The 18,724-nt window shown below is 51.4% G+C and carries 14 protein-coding genes; 7 read left to right on the forward strand and 7 right to left on the reverse strand.

Features of this window, described 5'->3' with window-relative positions; genetic code table 11:
- The first annotated feature begins 84 nt into the window (after nt 1-84).
- Nucleotides 85-1,551, forward strand: a complete 1,467-nt coding sequence (gene guaB / locus HV243_RS06645) for an IMP dehydrogenase (RefSeq protein ID WP_053388666.1) — start codon at nt 85-87, stop codon at nt 1,549-1,551.
- A gap of 63 nt (nt 1,552-1,614) precedes the next feature.
- A complete protein-coding gene (gene guaA / locus HV243_RS06650) occupies nt 1,615-3,192 on the forward strand; it encodes a glutamine-hydrolyzing GMP synthase (protein ID WP_016153990.1) in 1,578 nt (525 codons plus the stop codon).
- 556 nt (nt 3,193-3,748) lie between these two features.
- Here guaA and HV243_RS06655 read toward each other — a convergent pair.
- Nucleotides 3,749-3,952, reverse strand: a complete 204-nt coding sequence (locus tag HV243_RS06655; RefSeq protein ID WP_049041558.1) for a YfgG family protein — start codon at nt 3,950-3,952, stop codon at nt 3,749-3,751.
- Between the two features lie 350 nt (nt 3,953-4,302).
- Between HV243_RS06655 and HV243_RS06660 the strand changes: the two genes are divergently transcribed.
- Nucleotides 4,303-6,573, forward strand: a complete 2,271-nt coding sequence (locus HV243_RS06660; protein WP_053388628.1) for a sensor domain-containing phosphodiesterase — start codon at nt 4,303-4,305, stop codon at nt 6,571-6,573.
- Here HV243_RS06660 and ppx read toward each other — a convergent pair.
- The 4 genes from ppx to purM all read right to left on the reverse strand — a co-directional run bounded on the left by ppx (nt 6,553) and on the right by purM (nt 12,054).
- Nucleotides 6,553-8,094 carry an exopolyphosphatase gene (gene ppx, locus HV243_RS06665; RefSeq protein WP_046275211.1) on the reverse strand — a complete coding sequence of 514 codons (1,542 nt, stop codon included), beginning with the start codon at nt 8,092-8,094 and terminating at the stop codon, nt 6,553-6,555. The genes HV243_RS06660 and ppx overlap by 21 nt on opposite strands.
- A 4-nt stretch (nt 8,095-8,098) precedes the next feature.
- Nucleotides 8,099-10,165, reverse strand: a complete 2,067-nt coding sequence (gene ppk1, locus HV243_RS06670; RefSeq protein WP_003835119.1) for a polyphosphate kinase 1 — start codon at nt 10,163-10,165, stop codon at nt 8,099-8,101.
- Between the two features lie 210 nt (nt 10,166-10,375).
- Nucleotides 10,376-11,020: a phosphoribosylglycinamide formyltransferase gene (gene purN / locus HV243_RS06675; protein ID WP_053388627.1), complete on the reverse strand. Its 645-nt coding sequence runs from the start codon at nt 11,018-11,020 to the stop codon at nt 10,376-10,378.
- The gene (purM, locus tag HV243_RS06680) at nt 11,017-12,054 is read right to left on the reverse strand and encodes a phosphoribosylformylglycinamidine cyclo-ligase (RefSeq protein ID WP_019077369.1); all 1,038 of its coding nucleotides are present in this window, start codon (nt 12,052-12,054) and stop codon (nt 11,017-11,019) included. Before purM ends, purN begins: the two co-directional genes overlap by 4 nt.
- 295 nt (nt 12,055-12,349) lie before the next feature.
- Here purM and HV243_RS06685 point away from each other — a divergent pair, with 295 nt between their 5' ends.
- The 4 genes from HV243_RS06685 to HV243_RS06700 all read left to right on the forward strand — a co-directional run bounded on the left by HV243_RS06685 (nt 12,350) and on the right by HV243_RS06700 (nt 16,772).
- Nucleotides 12,350-13,780, forward strand: coding sequence for a 6-phospho-beta-glucosidase (locus HV243_RS06685; protein WP_053388626.1), 1,431 nt, complete (start codon nt 12,350-12,352; stop codon nt 13,778-13,780).
- A 183-nt stretch (nt 13,781-13,963) separates the two neighbouring features.
- Nucleotides 13,964-14,590, forward strand: coding sequence for a uracil phosphoribosyltransferase (gene upp, locus HV243_RS06690; protein ID WP_003835110.1), 627 nt, complete (start codon nt 13,964-13,966; stop codon nt 14,588-14,590).
- A 95-nt stretch (nt 14,591-14,685) separates the two neighbouring features.
- Complete coding sequence (uraA, locus tag HV243_RS06695) at nt 14,686-15,975, forward strand: uracil permease (RefSeq protein ID WP_053388625.1); 1,290 nt, start codon at nt 14,686-14,688, stop codon at nt 15,973-15,975.
- A 95-nt stretch (nt 15,976-16,070) separates the two neighbouring features.
- The gene (locus HV243_RS06700) at nt 16,071-16,772 is read left to right on the forward strand and encodes a DnaA inactivator Hda (RefSeq protein WP_200049399.1); all 702 of its coding nucleotides are present in this window, start codon (nt 16,071-16,073) and stop codon (nt 16,770-16,772) included.
- A 35-nt stretch (nt 16,773-16,807) separates the two neighbouring features.
- Here the strand turns inward: HV243_RS06700 and arsC are convergent, their stop codons facing one another.
- Together arsC and bepA are read right to left on the reverse strand one after the other, a co-directional pair.
- The gene (gene arsC / locus HV243_RS06705) at nt 16,808-17,167 is read right to left on the reverse strand and encodes an arsenate reductase (glutaredoxin) (RefSeq protein ID WP_046275209.1); all 360 of its coding nucleotides are present in this window, start codon (nt 17,165-17,167) and stop codon (nt 16,808-16,810) included.
- 86 nt (nt 17,168-17,253) lie between these two features.
- Nucleotides 17,254-18,717 (reverse strand): beta-barrel assembly-enhancing protease, encoded by a 1,464-nt coding sequence (gene bepA, locus HV243_RS06710; RefSeq protein ID WP_016157117.1) that lies wholly within the window; start codon nt 18,715-18,717, stop codon nt 17,254-17,256.
- Nucleotides 18,718-18,724 lie beyond the last annotated feature (7 nt).

Here is an 18,724-nt window from a genome sequence, read left to right on the forward strand (position 1 = left end):
TTGCAAAAAAGTGTGGATGCAATCGGTTACGCTCTGTATAATGCCGCGGCAATATTTAATAACCTCCCAGGTGAGATATTGCCCATGCTACGTATCGCAAAAGAAGCCCTGACGTTTGACGACGTCCTCCTCGTTCCCGCTCATTCTACCGTTCTGCCGAATACTGCTGATCTCAGCACCCAGTTGACGAAAACCATTCGCCTGAACATTCCTATGCTCTCCGCAGCAATGGACACCGTGACGGAAGCGCGCCTGGCAATTGCCCTGGCTCAGGAAGGCGGCATCGGTTTTATCCACAAAAACATGTCTATTGAGCGCCAGGCGGAAGAAGTTCGTCGCGTGAAGAAACATGAATCTGGCGTCGTGACCGACCCACAAACCGTACTGCCAACCACCACTCTGCGCGAAGTAAAAGAACTGACCGAGCGTAACGGTTTCGCAGGCTACCCGGTAGTGACTGAAGATAACGAACTGGTCGGCATCATCACCGGTCGTGACGTACGGTTTGTGACTGATCTGAATCAGCCGGTTAGCGTCTACATGACGCCGAAAGAGCGTCTGGTGACAGTTCGTGAAGGCGAAGCACGCGATGTTGTCTTTTCCAAAATGCACGAAAAACGCGTCGAAAAAGCGCTGGTTGTTGACGACAGCTTCCATCTGCTCGGCATGATCACCGTGAAAGATTTCCAGAAAGCGGAACGTAAACCTAACGCTTGTAAAGACGAGCATGGTCGTCTGCGCGTTGGGGCTGCTGTAGGCGCAGGTGCGGGTAACGAAGAGCGTGTTGACGCGCTGGTTGCCGCTGGCGTGGATGTTCTGCTGATTGACTCCTCTCACGGTCACTCAGAAGGCGTACTGCAGCGTATCCGTGAAACTCGTGCTAAATACCCGGATCTGCAGATCATCGGGGGGAACGTTGCGACTGGTGCAGGCGCTCGCGCGCTGGCGGAAGCCGGCTGCAGCGCTGTTAAAGTCGGTATCGGCCCAGGCTCCATCTGTACTACCCGTATCGTTACCGGCGTCGGTGTACCGCAGATCACCGCCGTTTCTGACGCCGTTGAAGCGCTGGAAGGCACAGGTATTCCGGTTATTGCCGATGGCGGTATTCGTTTTTCCGGCGACATCGCAAAAGCGATCGCTGCGGGTGCTTCTGCAGTGATGGTTGGCTCTATGCTGGCGGGGACTGAAGAATCTCCGGGCGAAATCGAACTGTATCAGGGCCGTTCTTACAAATCATACCGTGGTATGGGCTCTTTGGGCGCGATGTCCAAAGGTTCTTCCGACCGTTATTTCCAAAGCGATAACGCCGCTGACAAACTGGTCCCGGAAGGTATTGAAGGTCGCGTTGCGTATAAAGGTCGCCTGAAAGAGATCATTCACCAGCAGATGGGGGGCCTGCGCTCCTGTATGGGTCTGACCGGCTGTGGTACTATCGACGCGCTGCGAACAAAAGCAGAGTTTGTACGTATCAGCGGTGCGGGTATTCAGGAAAGTCACGTTCACGATGTGACCATCACCAAAGAGTCCCCTAACTATCGCATGGGCTCCTGATAAGTTTCCGCGCCCGGCTATATGCCGGGCGAATTTGTTTCACTTGCCTCGGAATTAGCGTCAATGACAGACAATATTCATAAACATCGCATTCTCATCCTTGATTTCGGATCTCAGTACACTCAGCTGGTTGCTCGTCGCGTACGTGAACTGGGCGTCTATTGTGAACTGTGGGCGTGGGATGTTACGGAAGCACAAATTCGCGAATTCAACCCAAGCGGTATCATTCTTTCCGGTGGTCCGGAAAGCACCACTGAAGAAAACAGCCCGCGTGCGCCGGAATACGTTTTCACTGCGGGCGTGCCTGTGTTCGGCGTGTGCTACGGCATGCAGACTATGGCAATGCAGCTCGGTGGTCATGTTGAAGGTTCTAACGAACGTGAATTCGGCTATGCGCAGGTTGAAGTTCAGACCGACAGCGCGCTGATCCGCGGTATTGAAGACTCTCTGACCGCAGACGGCAAACCACTGCTGGACGTGTGGATGAGCCACGGCGACAAAGTGACCGCTATTCCGGAAGGTTTCGTGACCGTTGCCAGCACCGACAACTGCCCGTTTGCCATCATGGCGCACGAGGAAAAACGTTTCTACGGTGTGCAGTTCCATCCGGAAGTTACCCACACCCGTCAGGGGATGCGCATGCTGGAGCGTTTTGTGCGCGACATCTGCCAGTGTGAAGCGCTGTGGACCCCGGCAAAAATTATCGATGACGCCGTTGCCCGCATTCGTGAGCAGGTTGGCACTGATAAAGTGATCCTCGGCCTCTCCGGCGGCGTTGACTCCTCCGTCACCGCGATGCTACTGCACCGTGCGATTGGCAAAAACCTGACCTGTGTGTTCGTCGACAACGGTCTGCTGCGTCTCAACGAAGCTCAGCAGGTGATGGATATGTTCGGCGACCATTTCGGCCTGAACATCATTCATGTTGAAGGTGAAAAGCGTTTCCTGGACGCGCTGAAAGGCGAGAACGATCCGGAAGCTAAACGTAAAATCATTGGCCGCGTGTTCGTGGAAGTCTTCGACGAAGAAGCGCTGAAGCTGGAAGACGTTAAGTGGCTGGCGCAGGGAACCATCTATCCGGACGTGATCGAATCCGCGGCTTCTGCCACCGGTAAAGCGCACGTCATCAAATCTCACCACAACGTGGGCGGTTTGCCGAAAGAGATGAAGATGGGTCTGGTTGAACCGCTGCGTGAGCTGTTCAAAGACGAAGTGCGTAAGATTGGTCTGGAGCTTGGTCTGCCGTACGACATGCTGTACCGTCACCCATTCCCGGGGCCGGGTCTGGGCGTACGCGTCCTGGGCGAAGTGAAGAAAGAGTACTGCGACCTGCTGCGCCGTGCGGATGCTATCTTCATTGAGGAACTGCACAACGCTGACCTGTACAACAAAGTGAGCCAGGCGTTCACCGTGTTCCTGCCCGTACGTTCCGTTGGCGTCATGGGCGATGGCCGTAAGTACGACTGGGTTGTTTCCCTGCGTGCTGTTGAAACCATCGACTTTATGACCGCGCACTGGGCGCACCTGCCGTATGACTTCTTAGGCCGCGTCTCTAACCGCATTATCAACGAAGTTAACGGTATTTCCCGCGTGGTGTATGACATCAGCGGTAAGCCGCCAGCTACGATTGAGTGGGAATAATATTTCTCCCGTTTAGCGGTTTCTGAACCGGTAGTATGTAAAAGCCCTCTGTTTACAGAGGGCTTTTTATTGCGCGAATTTTATCGATGCGACAGTCCTGCTCGATAGTAGGGTTAATCACACACTTAACGTCTGCGATCCATTCAACACCGCTTCTTATTTACGGAAATAATGAAAAGTACTCATGGTATTACCCTGTGGAATTTAATAATGGTAACAATTCAGATAAGCATTTAATTTCATGCTAAATATGAATGTTTTGGTCAGTGATATTTTCTAGCGATATTAATTAGCGTCTATTTGAGCGCAGTGTATCTTTTTTATATCCAGTACACTGGAACGTAAAAAAATCAGCGCGAATGGCGCGGTGAAGTGGGATTAAAAGATGGTGTATTTGTGCGAAAAACACGGTTGATTATCCGATATATCAGCACGTGTGGGCGGGCAAGACTACGTGAAGTTTCATCACTCAAATCCCTTACCGGATGGTTAAATGTCAGGCGATTAGCCATCCGGTAAGGAATCTTAATGCTGGGGGTATCCTCGGCGCGAGCGATCAGCGTACGTCAGTTTGTGCAGGAGATGCCTGTTGCGGCAGGGTGATCTGCTGAGTTTCTTTTTTGTTCTGGTGGTGGTGCCACGCACCTATGGCGGAGTAGACGAAGCGTCCGAAGAAGAAAAGAAAGCTGATAAGCAGTACGATCCGGATCATGCGACTGTTAAATCGGTGTCGTTTGCGTAGGCTGGTAACCTGGCTCACAAAAGGTTCCTTGTAGTGTACCCAACTGAGGGCGATAGTCACATTAAGGCATACTGTGAGGGAATGGTCAATTTTTCGTTATGTAAAATTGCTTCAGTTGTTTTATCTATTTATGTTATGGAAATTAATATTATTATTTGCATTAATAATGAGATAACGATAAAAAACCATGAAAAGAGTAATAATTGATTAATGAGGGACTTATTTATTGATGTGTATCAAGCATCACCCTTTGCTGACAACTAAAATTGATGAGTCATTTTAATGTATTTAACTTTATCGTTTTAACGTCAGGTGGGATGCCTGTCCGAATACCCCCTGCAGGATGTGCGGGATTCTACTGAGCATCTATGAAACTCAATAAAAATTATATTGGTATTAGAGATAGATGGTGGGCGTTACCTCTCATCTTGCCTTCCTTGCTGTTGCCTATATTGAGCACTGCTAACACTTATGCCCATATTAGTACCGGGAACGTAATTCTTTTCTACCTGCCTTTAGCGCTGATGATTAGCCTGATGTTGTTTTTTGGCTGGGCGGCATTACCAGGAATTATCATTTCCATCATCTGGTACAAATATCCGCAGGTTGGGTTATTTGAAATGCTCTCAATAATTTCGCACTTTATAGTTACGATAGTGCTCAGTTGGGGAGGGTATAAAGTTTTTGCTCCCCGGCGGAATAACGTTTCTTACGGTGACTCCCACCTGATGTTTCAGCACATGTTTTGGCAGGTTTTCTGCCCGGCAACGCTGTTTCTGCTATTCTTCCATTTCGCCGCGTTTGTGGGCGTCTATGAGAGCAAATCCGGCATGGTGGGCGTTATGCCCCTTAATACCGGCACGTTGATCAACTATCAGGCCATGCTGGCCGGGAATCTGGTTGGGGTTCCACTGTGCTACTTAATAATTCGCACGATTCGTAATCCTTTGTATATCAGAGGTTATTTATCTCAGTTAAAGCAGCAGTTTGATACCAAAGTTACCAAAACAGAGTTTGCGGTCTGGTTGATTATATTGACCATACTAATGACATTGTTGTGTATGCCGCTAGATGAGAAAAGCTCGATATTTAGCACGAATTATACCTTGTCACTGATGCTGCCCGTCATGCTATGGGGAGCTATGCGTTACGGTTATAAATTTATTTCGTTAATATGGATGCTCGTACTCATTACAGCAATTCATTATTATCAACGCTATATGCCTTGGTATTCGGGTTACGATGTGCAACTTGCCATTACCTCATCGAGTTACCTGGTTTTCTCCTTCATCGTGAATTTTATTGCCGTACTGGCAACGCGCCAGAGAATTGTCGCCAGACATTCTCATCGTCTGGCCTTCTTTGACCCCATGGTGCATATTCCGAATTTGCGCGCTTTGAACCGGGATTTGAGAAAGGCGCCATGGTCAGTGCTTTGCTTTTTGAGTGTTCCGGGTATGGAACTGCTGGTGAAAAATTACGGCATTATGCTGCGTATCCAGTACAAGCAAAAACTTGCCCAGTGGGTAAAGCCATTGCTGAAACAAGATGAGCATGTCTATCAGTTATCGGGTAATGATTTAGTTCTGCGTTTTAACACCGAGTCGCATCAGGAGCGTATTGAAGCGCTGGACAGGCATATCAAGCAGTTTCGTTTTATCTGGGATGGCATGCCTTTACAGCCGCAGGTGGGGATTAGTTTTTGCTATGTCCGTTCTCCGGTTAATCACATCTACTTGTTACTGGGGGAGTTAAGCACCATCGCCGAGCTTTCTCTGGCGACCAATGCGCCAGAGAATTTGCAGCGCCGAGGCGTGATGCACCTGCAACGTGACCTGAAAGATAAGGTTGCGATGATGAATCGTCTGCAACTGGCGCTGGAGCACAATCGCTTTTTCCTGATGGCGCAGCCGATTTCAGGTGTGCGCGGCGATGTTTATCACGAAATTCTGCTGCGGCTAGAGGGAGATGATGGTAAAACCATCGGTCCTGACAGCTTCTTACCGGTAGCGCATGAGTTTGGATTGTCATCCAGCATCGATCTGTGGGTGATTGAAAATACGATGAAGTTTATGGCGCAGAATCGGGAAAAAATGCCCGCCCGTCGGTTTGCTATTAACTTATCTCCCACATCGGTATGCCGGGCCCGGCTTCCGCATGACATCAACCAGCTACTGATTAAGTACAAAGTTGAACCGTGGCAGCTGATTTTTGAAGTAACGGAAAGTAATGCCTTAACCAATGCGGAACAGGCGCAGGCAACGTTACTGCAGCTGCAATCATTGGGCTGTCAGATTGCGATTGATGATTTTGGTACCGGATATGCCAGCTATGCGCGGCTGAAGAATGTGAATGCCGATATCCTGAAAATTGATGGCAGCTTTATTCGCAACATCGTTTCGAATAGCCTCGACTATCAAATCGTGGCCTCTATTTGCCATCTGGCGCGGATGAAAAGAATGCTGGTGGTCGCGGAGTACGTCGAAAGCGAAGAAATACGCAGTGCGGTAATTTCGCTGGGGATTGATTACATGCAGGGGTATCTGATTGGTAAACCGCAGCCGTTGCATGAAATGCTGGAAGAACAGGTGCCAGAAGAACTGGCACCTGCTGAGAGCTTATGCGGCGATATCGGGTGAACTCTCTTCTTCAATTTTGAGACGCCAGCCGGTAACGGCTTCCCAGTATTGCTGCTCTTTTTCCAGATCGAGCAGCACCAGCGCATTCTGGCTAAACCAGTCATGCGGAAAGCGTAAGGTCCAGTGGTTGTCGTCGGTAATTAGGGTCAGCGTCGGTGGCGTGGTGGTCGCCTGTCGCTGATTATTCAGCAGCACGCCCAGGCGCAACAGCTGAATTAACGGCAAAAACTGTTTTTTCTTGAACAGCGTAAAGCGGGGCAAATCATCCAGTTTCACCGCTTTGCGATGATATCGAACCAGGGTTGCCATCATCAGCTGTTGTTCCTGATTGAAACCCGGTAAATCGCTGTTTTGGAGGATATACGCCGAGTGGCGATGTAAACCGCTGTGGTTGATGTTCAGCCCAACCTCATGCAGCATCGCCGCCCAGCGCAGCAACGCTTCCAGTTGTGGATTGGCCAGCTTTGGCTGCTGCGTATGCCACTGATCGTACATTTGCATCGTCGTTTCCAGTACGCGCCGGGCCTGTTCGCTGTCGATGTTGTACTGGTTCGCCAGGCTGCTCGCAGTACGGCTGCGAACGTCCTGGTGGCGAAAACGACCTTCCATCTCATACAGCACGCCTTCGCGTAGTGCACCATCAGAAAGGCGGAGTTCGCGGATAGCCAGTGCGTCAAAAACGCCGCACAGAATCGCGAGTCCCGGCACAAACACCGCTTTTCGTTCTTCAGACAGCCCCGGCAGGCTGAGCGCATCGAATGACGCATGCTTCAGCACTTCGGTTCGCAGTTTGTCCAGGCGTTCGGGGGTGATAAAACCATCTTTCTCACCCATCTCCAGCAGCACTTCGTGTGCCGCTTTAATCGTGCCCGACGCGCCCAGCGCAACGTTCCAGCCCTGAATGCGAAACTGCCAGGTTAAGGTTTCAAGCTTTTGCGCTGCCGCCATGCGCGCACGCTGGAAGTTTTCCCGACTAATAGCGCCGCCCGGGAAATACATCTGAGCAAAACTGACGCAGCCCATACGACGACTTTCCACCAATTTGGGCTCGAAATCTTCGCCGATCACCAGTTCTGTTGAACCACCGCCGATATCAATAACCAGCTTACGACCCTTTTCCGGCTGGGTGTGCTCCACGCCCATAAAAATCAGTCGGGCTTCTTCATTACCGGAAATAATCTCAATCGGGTAGGGGATAACTTTTTCTGCTCGCTTGAGAAACTCGGTCGCATTTAGCGCCTGACGCAAAGTATGGGTTCCCACGATGCATACGCTTGATGGGGGAAAGCCCTGCAGACGTTCGGCGAACAGCGACAGGCAGCTTAATCCGCGCTCCATTGCCTCTTCGCTCAGCTTGTTATCTTCGCCGAGGCCATCCGCCAGATGAACGCGCTGTTTCAGTCGCCCGATAATCTGCATTGCGCCATCAACCACGCGGGCAATGACCATATGGAAACTGTTTGAACCAAGGTCGACCGCAGCAAATTCCTGCGGTCGTGGAGTCTTGTCGTGTATTGGCATAGCGTTAGTCAGGTTGCTCGAGTGATTTGATGTAGTCGTATATCGCCAATTGTGACTGAACCTTACGGCGGTTTCCGCGTGGTACGTAGCGATTACTGAGTTCTTTATCGATGAAGCGAGCCTTCACCGTGTCGCTGAACAGGATATCGATAATATCCAGCACCCGTTGCTTAAGACGCGGGTCCAGCAGCGGTGTGGCGACTTCGATGCGATAGTCGATATTCCTGGTCATCCAGTCTGCGGAGGAGAGGTATACCTGCTTGTCGCCACCGTTTTCGAAGATATAAACCCGGTCGTGTTCAAGGTAGCGGTCAACTATGCTTATCACGCGAATATTGTCGCTAATGCCTTCCAGATTCGGAATCAAAGAGCACATACCGCGAATCAATAAATTGACTGGCACGCCTGAGCTTGAGGCCGCATAGAGACGATCAACCAGGCCTTTATCGACCAGGTTATTCAGTTTTAGGGTGATACCGGAAGGCTGTCCTTGCTGCGCGTTGGCGATTTCTTTGTCAATCATCGCGTACAGCAAACGGCGCGAGTTCTGCGGAGAAACCAGCAGATAATCGAACGTCACCGGACGATACGGGTTCTCGATGAAGTTGAACACCCGACGAACCTCGTTGGTAATGCGTGAGTCGGCGGTAAGTAACGAGTAGTCGGTATAGAGACGCGCCGTTTTTTCGTTGAAGTTCCCCGTCCCGATATGCGCATAGCGCACAACTTCATCACCTTCTTTACGCGAGATAAGGAACAATTTGGCGTGAATTTTCAGGCCCGGCGCGGAGAAGATGACGTGAACGCCAGCCTCGGTAAGACGCTTGGCCCAATGAATGTTGGCTTCTTCATCAAAGCGAGCCTGCAACTCCACCACCACGGTGACTTTCTTACCGTTGTGCGCGGCATGGATCATCGAATCAATGATGCGCGAGTCTTTGGCCACACGGTAGATGTTGATTTTAATCGCCAGCACGCTCGGGTCGAAAGAGGCCTGGCGCAACAGTTCAAGAACGTGCTCAAAAGTGTGATACGGATAATATAGCAGCACGTCGCGTTCGCGAACGGCGTCAAAGCCGTTACGAAACTTCTCGTTATCGAACCAGATATGGCGCAAACGCGGCAGCGGTTTGTTCACCAGGTTAGCTTTGCCAACGTTGGGGAAATTAATAAAGTCTTTGAAGTTATGGTAACGCCCACCGGGAACAATCGAGTCGTAGCGAGAAATCGTCAGCTTTTCACGCAGTACCTCGACCAGCGCATTGGGCATGTCGCGCTGATAGACAAAACGTACAGGCTCTGCGGTCAGACGCTGTTTCAGACTGGACGACATCAGCTCCATCAGGCTCGATTCCATCTCGTGCACCAAATCGTATTCGGCGTCGCGAGTCATTTTCATCGAATAGGCGTTCAGCGCATCGTAATCAAAGAACCCTTTGAAAATGTCGTCAAGGCAGTAGCGTAAGATGTTGTCCAGCAGGATCATCGGTTTGCGACGGCGCGGGGTTTCCGGCGGTAGATTCACAAAACGGGGAACCTTGTCGGAAGGGATTTCCAGCAGCGCGTAGCGGATCGTATCGCCGCGGATAATTTCCACCGCCAGATAGGTGTAGTCATCTTTCAGAAACTGAACTAAATCCGTCTCGCGGTTGATCAGGATCGGTGTAATGTGCTGGCGAAGATATTGTTTGAAGTAGTGGCGTAACCAGCTCTGTTGATTGACCGACAACTGACGTTCATTGATAAGGAAAATCTGGTTGCGCGCCATCTCCAGCAGCAACTCGTTGTACAGGCCGTCAAATTCCTGATCGGCTTTTAATACGCGGGCCTGGATTTTACCTAACAGATGGCGGGAGTGAGAGTTTGAACCCTGTTCTTCGCTAATAATGATTCGGCGCTTCAGTTCGGCGAAACGAACCTTATAAAACTCGTCGAGATTATTGGAATAGATGCCTAAGAAACGCATCCGTTCGATCAACGGGTTTGACTTATCAGCAGCTTCCTGGAGTACACGTTCGTTGAACGCTAACCAGCTGAGTTCTTTCTCGATGTATAGCTTTTCCTGACCCATTACCACTTTTACTCCGTTTCATTCACGGGACACTACCGATTTATTATGGCGAGCATTGCTCTCAGATGTCCAACAGTGCCAGAAAAATATGACAATAAACCGTCTGATAGCAAAGAGAAAGGGGGAGCGTAGATGAATACCGGAGATGTTAACCGGAAAAGGTATTTATGCCTGTAAACCGGATGATGAGATCCGGTTTACAGGTTGATTTTATTCTTCGTCGGCGGCGTAGCCTTGTGGCGGCAGACGAACGCCGTCCAGCCATGCTGCGTTATCACGCATTTTCAGGCGACCATCAGTAAACCAGCTTACCACCAGCGGGTAAATGGTATGTTCCTGGGCCTGGACTCGTGCCGTGACATCATCTTCGCTGTCGCCTTCAAATACCGGAACCTTGGCCTGGAGAATAACCGGTCCGCCGTCCAGTTCATCGGTGACGAAATGGACGGAGGTGCCATGCTCTTCATCGCCGTTTTCCAGAACCTGACGGTGCGTGTGCAGGCCAGGATACTTCGGCAATAATGACGGGTGGATATTCAGCAATCGTTCAGAATAGTGAGCAACAAACGTCGGACTTAGAATGCGCATATAACCGGCCAGCACCACGACATCGGGGGCATAAGCGTCGATCTCTTGTATCAGTTGCTGGTCGAATGCTTCGCGACTGGCAAACTGGGCGGCTTCCAGCGAGTGTGCAGGAATATTCGCTTCGCGTGCGCGCTCAAGGCCGAACGCATCGGCCTTGTTACTGAATACTGCACGTATGGTGCCATTGATTTTATTCTGTTCGCAGGCATCGATTATCGCCTGCAAATTGCTTCCGTTGCCGGAAATGAGCACCACAATGTTTTTCATTCAATGACCACACGCTGTTCGGAATCAGAAGCTTTGATGATACCGATTTTCCATGCGTTTTCACCTTTCTCATTGAGCAAAGCAAGGGCTTTGTCCACTTCAGAAGCTGGCAGGGCGATAACCATGCCTACGCCGCAGTTAAAGGTGCGATACATCTCATGCTGGCTGACGTTACCCGCCGTTTGCAGCCAGTTGAAGACGGCTGGCCACTGCCATGAAGATTCGTCGATCACAGCCTGCGTGTTGTCTGGCAGAACGCGTGGAATATTTTCCCAGAAGCCACCGCCGGTCAGGTGGGCAATGGCATGCACATCAACCTTCTCAATCAGTTCCAGAATGGATTTGACATAAATGCGGGTCGGGGCCAGTAAGTGATCGGCCAGCGGCTTGCCTTCAAGCTCGGTGGTTTCCGGGTCACAACCGCTGACTTCAACAATTTTGCGCACCAGAGAGTAGCCGTTGGAGTGCGGACCGCTGGAGCCGAGTGCAATCAGTACGTCGCCGTCAGCCACTTTTGAACCGTCGATGATCTCAGATTTTTCGACGACGCCAACGCAGAAGCCTGCCACGTCGTAATCTTCGCCGTGGTACATCCCCGGCATTTCAGCCGTTTCACCGCCGACAAGCGCACAGCCAGACTGCAGACAGCCTTCGGCAATACCGTTAATGACGCTGGCTGCGGTATCCACATCCAGTTTGCCGGTAGCATAGTAGTCGAGGAAAAACAGCGGCTCAGCGCCCTGAACCACGAGGTCGTTGACGCACATTGCGACGAGGTCAATGCCGATAGTGTCGTGGCGTTTCAGATCCATCGCCAGACGCAGTTTTGTGCCGACGCCATCAGTGCCGGAAACCAGTACCGGTTCACGATATTTTTGCGGCAATGCGCACAGCGCACCGAAGCCACCCAGACCACCCATAACTTCCGGACGACGAGTTTTCTTTACTACGCCTTTGATTCGATCAACCAGAGCATTACCTGCATCAATATCAACACCGGCATCTTTGTAGCTAAGAGAGGTTTTATCGGTCACTGCCTGCTTCCCCACATGTTTACTTGCAGTAAAAGTTAAATTCGGCGCAATTCTAACAGGGAAAGCAAACGTTTGCGAGCCTGCTCTGCATCAAGTTTTATGTGCTGATTTTTTCAGCATTTTACAATCATTTATCTATTTGTTTGAACTGCGCCACGAAAATGAAACCGGGTACAGTCTTGTGCTTGAAACCTGCCTGCTGAATACACAGTATCATACTGAAACCGGTTTCTGTTTTCTGTTGCGGACCTCATCAACAGCGTTTTGCGCAGAGTAATCACGATAGGGGAAGGGTATGTCAGGATTTAAAGCAGATTTCATGTGGGGTGGTGCCGTAGCCGCTCATCAACTGGAAGGTGGCTGGCAGGAAGGTGGAAAAGGAATTAGCGTTGCCGATGTCATGACGGCGGGGGCGCATGGCGTGGCGCGTGAAATCACTGACGGTGTGATTGCCGGTAAAAACTACCCTAACCACGACGCCATCGATTTTTATCACCGCTATAAAGACGACATTAAACTGTTTGCCGAAATGGGGTTTAAATGTTTTCGCACTTCGATTGCCTGGACGCGTATTTTCCCCTTAGGCGACGAAGCGCAACCCAATGAGGCTGGCCTGCAGTTCTATGATGACCTGTTTGACGAATGCCTGAAATATGGCATTGAACCGGTGATTACGTTGTCGCATTTCGAGATGCCATACCATCTGGTGACGGAATATGGCGGCTGGCGCAACCGCAAACTTATCGATTTCTTTGTCCGTTTTGCCGCAGTGGTTTTTACCCGTTACCAGCACAAAGTGAAGTACTGGATGACGTTTAATGAAATTAACAACCAGGCAAATTATCACGAAGACTTCGCGCCTTTTACTAACTCTGGCCTGAAATATCAGCCCGGTGAAGACCGCGAGCCGGTTATGTACCAGGCGGCGCACTATGAACTGGTGGCAAGCGCGCTGGCGGTAAAGGCTGCGCGTGAGATTAACCCGGCATTGCAGATAGGGTGCATGATTGCCATGTGTCCTATCTATCCACTGACCTGCGCGCCGGACGATATGATGATGGCGATGAACGCCATGCACCGGCGTTACTGGTTTACCGATGTCCATGTGCGCGGCAAATACCCGCAGCATCTTCTCAACTACTTTGCCCGGCGTGGCTTTGCTCTTGATATCACCGAGGAAGACCGTCAGGCGCTGACTGAGGGTTGTGTCGATTACATCGGCTTTAGCTACTATATGTCTTTCGCAACGCAGGCCACGGCAGACAACCCACAGCTGGATTATGACGAGTCGAAAAGTCTGGTTTCCAACCCGTACGTGCAGAAATCGGACTGGGGCTGGCAGATTGATCCCGTCGGTCTGCGCTATTCGCTGAACTGGTTCTGGGATCATTACCAACTGCCGCTGTTTATCGTCGAAAACGGCTTTGGTGCGATTGACGTGCAGCAGGCCGACGGATCGGTAGATGATTCCTATCGTATTGACTATATGGCCGCACATATCAGTGAAATGAAAAAAGCGGTAGTGGAAGATGGTGTGGACCTGATGGGTTATACCCCGTGGGGTTGTATTGACTTAGTCTCAGCCGGGACGGGGGAGATGAAAAAACGCTACGGCTTTATCTATGTTGATAAAAATAATGACGGAAGCGGAACGTTAGCACGCTCGCCGAAGAAATCTTTTTCATGGTATCAAAACGTTATCCAGACCAATGCTGAATATCTATAAAATTCATAGCATTGACAGCCAGCCCCGCCAATAATGCGGGGCTTGTTTTATACTCATCATCCAGACGCAAACGACTTTGGTTGATCCATATCAAGCGTATCCAGTGTTGCGCCAGAGACGAAAAGCGGTATAATCCGGCGATTTTTTTTGTGGTTGCCACTCGTCTGAGGAAAGGAGAAGAGTATGAAGATCGTGGAAGTCAAACACCCACTCGTCAAACACAAGCTGGGACTGATGCGTGAAAACGACATCAGCACTAAACGCTTTCGTGAACTCGCCTCGGAAGTTGGCAGCCTGCTGACTTATGAAGCAACCGCTGGTCTGGAAACCGAAAAGGTGACCATTGAAGGCTGGAATGGTCCGGTTGAAGTTGACCAAATCAAAGGTAAAAAAATCACCGTTGTGCCAATCCTGCGTGCGGGCCTGGGCATGATGGAAGGCGTACTGGAAAACGTTCCGAGCGCGCGTATCAGCGTGGTTGGTATGTACCGTAACGAAGAAACGCTGGAGCCGGTTCCGTACTTCCAGAAGCTGGTATCTAACATCGATGAGCGTATGGCGCTGATCGTTGACCCGATGCTGGCAACCGGCGGTTCCGTTATCGCCACCATCGACCTGCTGAAAAATGCAGGCTGCACCAGCATTAAAGTGCTGGTCCTGGTTGCGGCACCGGAAGGTATCGCGGCACTGGAAAAAGCGCACCCGGATGTTGAGCTGTACACGGCCTCCATCGATCAGGGGTTGAACGAGCACGGATACATTATTCCGGGACTCGGCGATGCCGGCGATAAGATTTTTGGTACCAAGTAAACGAATAAGTGAAAAGAAGCCGACTTTAAGAGTCGGCTTTTTTTTGAATATAACAACCCAAGGCTAATAACAAACAACACTCAGAGGAAAACACTATGACGCGCCGTGCTATCGGGGTGAGTGAAAGACCGCCGCTTTTACAGACAATCCCGCTTAGTTTGCAGCACCTGTTCGCCATGTTTGGCGCAACGGTACTGGTGCCAGTCCTGTTCCACATCAACCCGGCTACCGTTCTGCTGTTTAACGGCATTGGTACGTTGCTGTATCTCTTTATCTGTAAAGGTAAAATTCCTGCGTATCTGGGTTCCAGCTTCGCATTTATTTCCCCAGTACTGCTGTTGCTGCCGTTAGGGTATGAAGTGGCGCTGGGTGGTTTCATTATGTGCGGCGTTCTGTTCTGCCTGGTTTCTTTCATCGTTAAGAAAGCAGGAACCGGCTGGCTGGATGTCATGTTCCCTCCTGCGGCGATGGGCGCAATCGTTGCCGTCATCGGTCTGGAGCTGGCTGGCGTCGCTGCGGGCATGGCGGGGTTACTGCCAGCAGAGGGACAATTACCGGATTCAAAAACCATCATCATCTCAATGATGACGCTGGCGGTTACGGTATTTGGCTCTGTACTGTTCCGCGGTTTTATGGCGATTATCCCGATTCTGATTGGGGTGCTGGCCGGCTACGCGCTCTCCTTCGTGATGGGGGTCGTGGACACCACGCCGATTGCGCAGGCCCACTGGTTTGCTCTGCCAACGTTCTACACGCCGCGCTTTGAATGGGTTGCCATTCTGACCATTCTGCCGGCGGCGCTGGTGGTCATCGCTGAACACGTTGGACACCTGGTGGTAACGGCGAATATCGTGAAAAAAGATTTGATTCGCGATCCTGGCCTGCATCGTTCAATGTTTGCCAACGGCCTGTCTACGGTTATCTCTGGTTTCTTCGGCTCTACGCCGAACACCACGTACGGTGAAAATATTGGCGTAATGGCGATTACTCGTGTTTACAGTACCTGGGTTATCGGCGGCGCGGCAATTTTTGCCATTCTGCTCTCCTGTGTGGGCAAGCTGGCGGCGGCGATCCAAATCATTCCACTGCCGGTCATGGGTGGCGTATCGCTGCTGCTGTACGGCGTGATTGGTGCTTCCGGTATTCGCGTACTGATCGAGTCAAAAGTTGACTACAACAAAGCGCAAAACCTGATCCTGACCTCGGTTATTTTGATCATCGGCGTGAGTGGCGCGAAAGTTCACATTGGCGCCGCTGAGCTGAAAGGCATGGCGCTGGCGACCATTGTTGGCGTTTGTCTGAGCCTGATTTTCAAAGTTATCAGCCTGCTGCGTCCGGAAGAAGTCGTGCTTGACGCGGAAGATGCCGACAGTCCGCAACAGTAAATCTCTTACCGGGCGGCGATGCTGCCCGGTTCTATCACGACGTATTTCTGTGTTAAACTCAACGCGATTTTATGAAATCCTGGGTTGAGGTATCTCTGAACACACCGGCACAGCTCTCTTTGCCACTTTATCTTCCTGACGACGAAACTTTCGCAAGTTTCTGGCCGGGGGATAACTCCTCTTTACTGGCTGCACTGCAAAACGTGCTGCGTCAGGACCATAGCGGGTATATTTATCTCTGGTCGCGTGAAGGCGCTGGCCGTAGTCATTTGCTGCATGCAGCCTGTGCGGAACTGTCCGCGCGCGGCGATGCGGTAGGCTATGTGCCGCTCGACAAGCGTACCTGGTTCGTCCCCGAGGTGCTCGACGGTATGGAGCATTTATCGCTGGTATGCATCGATAACATCGAATGTGTGGCCGGGGATTCGCTGTGGGAAATGGCGATCTTTGATCTCTACAACCGCATCCTGGAGTCGGGGAAAACGCGTCTGCTGATCACCGGCGATCGCCCGCCAAGACAGCTGAATCTGGGGTTGCCGGATCTCGCCTCGCGCCTGGACTGGGGACAAATCTACAAGCTGCAGCCGCTTTCCGATGAAGATAAGCTGCAGGCGTTGCAATTACGCGCCAGACTTCGTGGGTTTGAACTGCCGGAAGATGTGGGACGCTTCCTGCTCAAGCGTCTGGATCGAGAAATGCGTACGCTGTTTATGACGTTGGATCAGCTTGATCACGCATCGATCACCGCCCAGCGTAAGCTGACCATTCCATTCGTAAAAGAGATACTGAAGCTGTAAGCGCCGCAGCCGAAAAAACTGCGGCAGGTTTCAGGTTAACCGATGATTTCCAGTACCTGCTCCGGCGGGCGTCCAATTCTCGCCTGGCCTTTGGCAACCACAATCGGGCGCTCCATCAATTTCGGGTTTTCCACCATTGCCTGAATCAGCGCATCTTCACTCAGATTTACGTCCGCCAGATTAAGTGACTTATAGAGATCTTCTTTCTGGCGCATCAGCTCGCGCGCGCTGGACATGCCCAGCATCTGCAACAATTCACGCAGGGTTGTGGCGTCAGCCGGGGTTTCCAGATACAACACCACTTCCGGGTCCACGCCGTTGGACTTCAGTAACTCCAGCGTTTCACGGCTCTTGGAGCAGCGTGGGTTATGGTAGATTTTAATCGCGTCTGACATGACTTCTCCTTGCATAACAATCCTGCCGGATGGCGACCAAAGGCCTTATCCGGCCTGTATATCGCCATCCGGCAAGGGTTCGATAATTACATTTTCGTATATGGTTTAAAGCGCTCTTGCAGTTGGCGTAGCTGGTCGATACGGGCATCGTATCTGGCCTGCTGCTGGCTACCCAGCTTGACCTGTGAGCTTGCGCTGCTGAGCATCGAAATCGCCTGATCCAGACGTCCTGCGAGGGCATACCCTTCCGCGCGGGCTGCCAGTTCCTGATCACGGTTGTTCAGGTTGGCTTCCGTTTGCGCTAACAGATCCCAGCCGTTAGGGTCGTCCTTATGGTTAAACGTATAGCGATTCAGGATGGTCGCTGCCTCTTTGGCTTGCCCGGCCTGTAAATACGCATTTGCCAGGTTGAGCTGCAGTACCGGGTTGGTGCGCAGGTCGCGGGCGTTTTTCAACCGATTAATGGCATCGCTGGTTTTCTTCTGGCCGAGATCGATATCCGTTGCCAGGTCGAGATACCAGGCATTGTTAGCATCTGCCGCCAGCAGCGGTTGCAGTGCTTTACGTGCCTCGTCATATTTACTGGCCTCCATTGCCTGCAATGCCCGGCCATACTGCGCCGCACGTTGCTCACGTATGTTGCCTTTCGACCAGTTACTCAGCAGGTCATCGGTCAGCTGGTTGCGACCAGAGTTGTACATGCCTAAGGTGCGTGCCTTGGCCAGATAAAAATCTTCTGAAGACTGGACGACAGCCGGACGCATTTGGTTGGCGCGGTTACGGGCATCCGACAGACGGCTTTCTGGCAGGGGGTGAGTCAGCAAAATTTCTGGTGGACGCGAAGAGTAACGGGCCTGATCGAGCAATTTTTCCAGAAACGTCGGCATAGCCTGGGGATCGAATCCCGAGCGTTGCAGTACCTGAATACCGATGCGGTCTGCTTCCTGTTCGTTTTGTTGCGTAAAGCTAATCATCCCCTGACGTGTACCCGCCAGCGTACCGGTCAGCGCCGCCATACCTGCTTGCGGGCTGGCCATCGCCAATAAAATTGACCCTAACGCACCCACCCACGTTAGCGGCGCGCTGCGTTTCTGGTCTTCCATTGCGCGCGCCAGGTGACGCTGCGTAACGTGGGAAATTTCGTGCGCCATAACCGATGCCAGTTGGCTTTCGTTATCGGAATAGCGGAACAGTGCGGAGTGCAAAACAACGTTGCCGCCAAAGAAAGCAAAGGCGTTGATTTCATCGTTGTTAATCAAAAAGAAGGTGAAGGGCGTTTTTACCGAGTCGGCGTGCGAGACCAGACGCATCCCCAGCGCATTAATGTATTGCGTCAGCAACGGATCGTTAATTAATGGCGCACTGCCGCGCAGTTGGCGTACATAATAATCGCCCATCTGCATTTCCTGTCCTATGGAAAGCGTACTCCCTGCCGAGGTTCCCATATCAGGCAGGGTGTCCGCGGTTTCTGCAAATGCGGGCGCAACCTGACCGATGGTCAGTGCAGCAATGAGGGTAGCAACCAGGTTTTTTTTCAACTGCCTGAACATAACCTCT

Origin of the sequence: Citrobacter sp. RHBSTW-00599 (assembly GCF_013784065.1) — a bacterium.
GTDB lineage: Bacteria > Pseudomonadota > Gammaproteobacteria > Enterobacterales > Enterobacteriaceae > Citrobacter > Citrobacter braakii.

What these genes read in the sequence shown, in the direction of transcription:
- guaA (WP_016153990.1), top strand. Translation starts at nt 1,615, where the DNA reads ATGACAGACAATATTCATAAACATCGCATTCTCATCCTTGATTTCGGA.
- uraA (WP_053388625.1), top strand. Translation starts at nt 14,686, where the DNA reads ATGACGCGCCGTGCTATCGGGGTGAGTGAAAGACCGCCGCTTTTACAG.
- upp (WP_003835110.1), top strand. Translation starts at nt 13,964, where the DNA reads ATGAAGATCGTGGAAGTCAAACACCCACTCGTCAAACACAAGCTGGGA.
- guaB (WP_053388666.1), top strand. Translation starts at nt 85, where the DNA reads ATGCTACGTATCGCAAAAGAAGCCCTGACGTTTGACGACGTCCTCCTC.
- bepA (WP_016157117.1), bottom strand. Translation starts at nt 18,717, where the DNA reads ATGTTCAGGCAGTTGAAAAAAAACCTGGTTGCTACCCTCATTGCTGCA.
- ppk1 (WP_003835119.1), bottom strand. Translation starts at nt 10,165, where the DNA reads ATGGGTCAGGAAAAGCTATACATCGAGAAAGAACTCAGCTGGTTAGCG.
- purN (WP_053388627.1), bottom strand. Translation starts at nt 11,020, where the DNA reads ATGAAAAACATTGTGGTGCTCATTTCCGGCAACGGAAGCAATTTGCAG.
- HV243_RS06685 (WP_053388626.1), top strand. Translation starts at nt 12,350, where the DNA reads ATGTCAGGATTTAAAGCAGATTTCATGTGGGGTGGTGCCGTAGCCGCT.
- ppx (WP_046275211.1), bottom strand. Translation starts at nt 8,094, where the DNA reads ATGCCAATACACGACAAGACTCCACGACCGCAGGAATTTGCTGCGGTC.
- arsC (WP_046275209.1), bottom strand. Translation starts at nt 17,167, where the DNA reads ATGTCAGACGCGATTAAAATCTACCATAACCCACGCTGCTCCAAGAGC.
- HV243_RS06660 (WP_053388628.1), top strand. Translation starts at nt 4,303, where the DNA reads ATGAAACTCAATAAAAATTATATTGGTATTAGAGATAGATGGTGGGCG.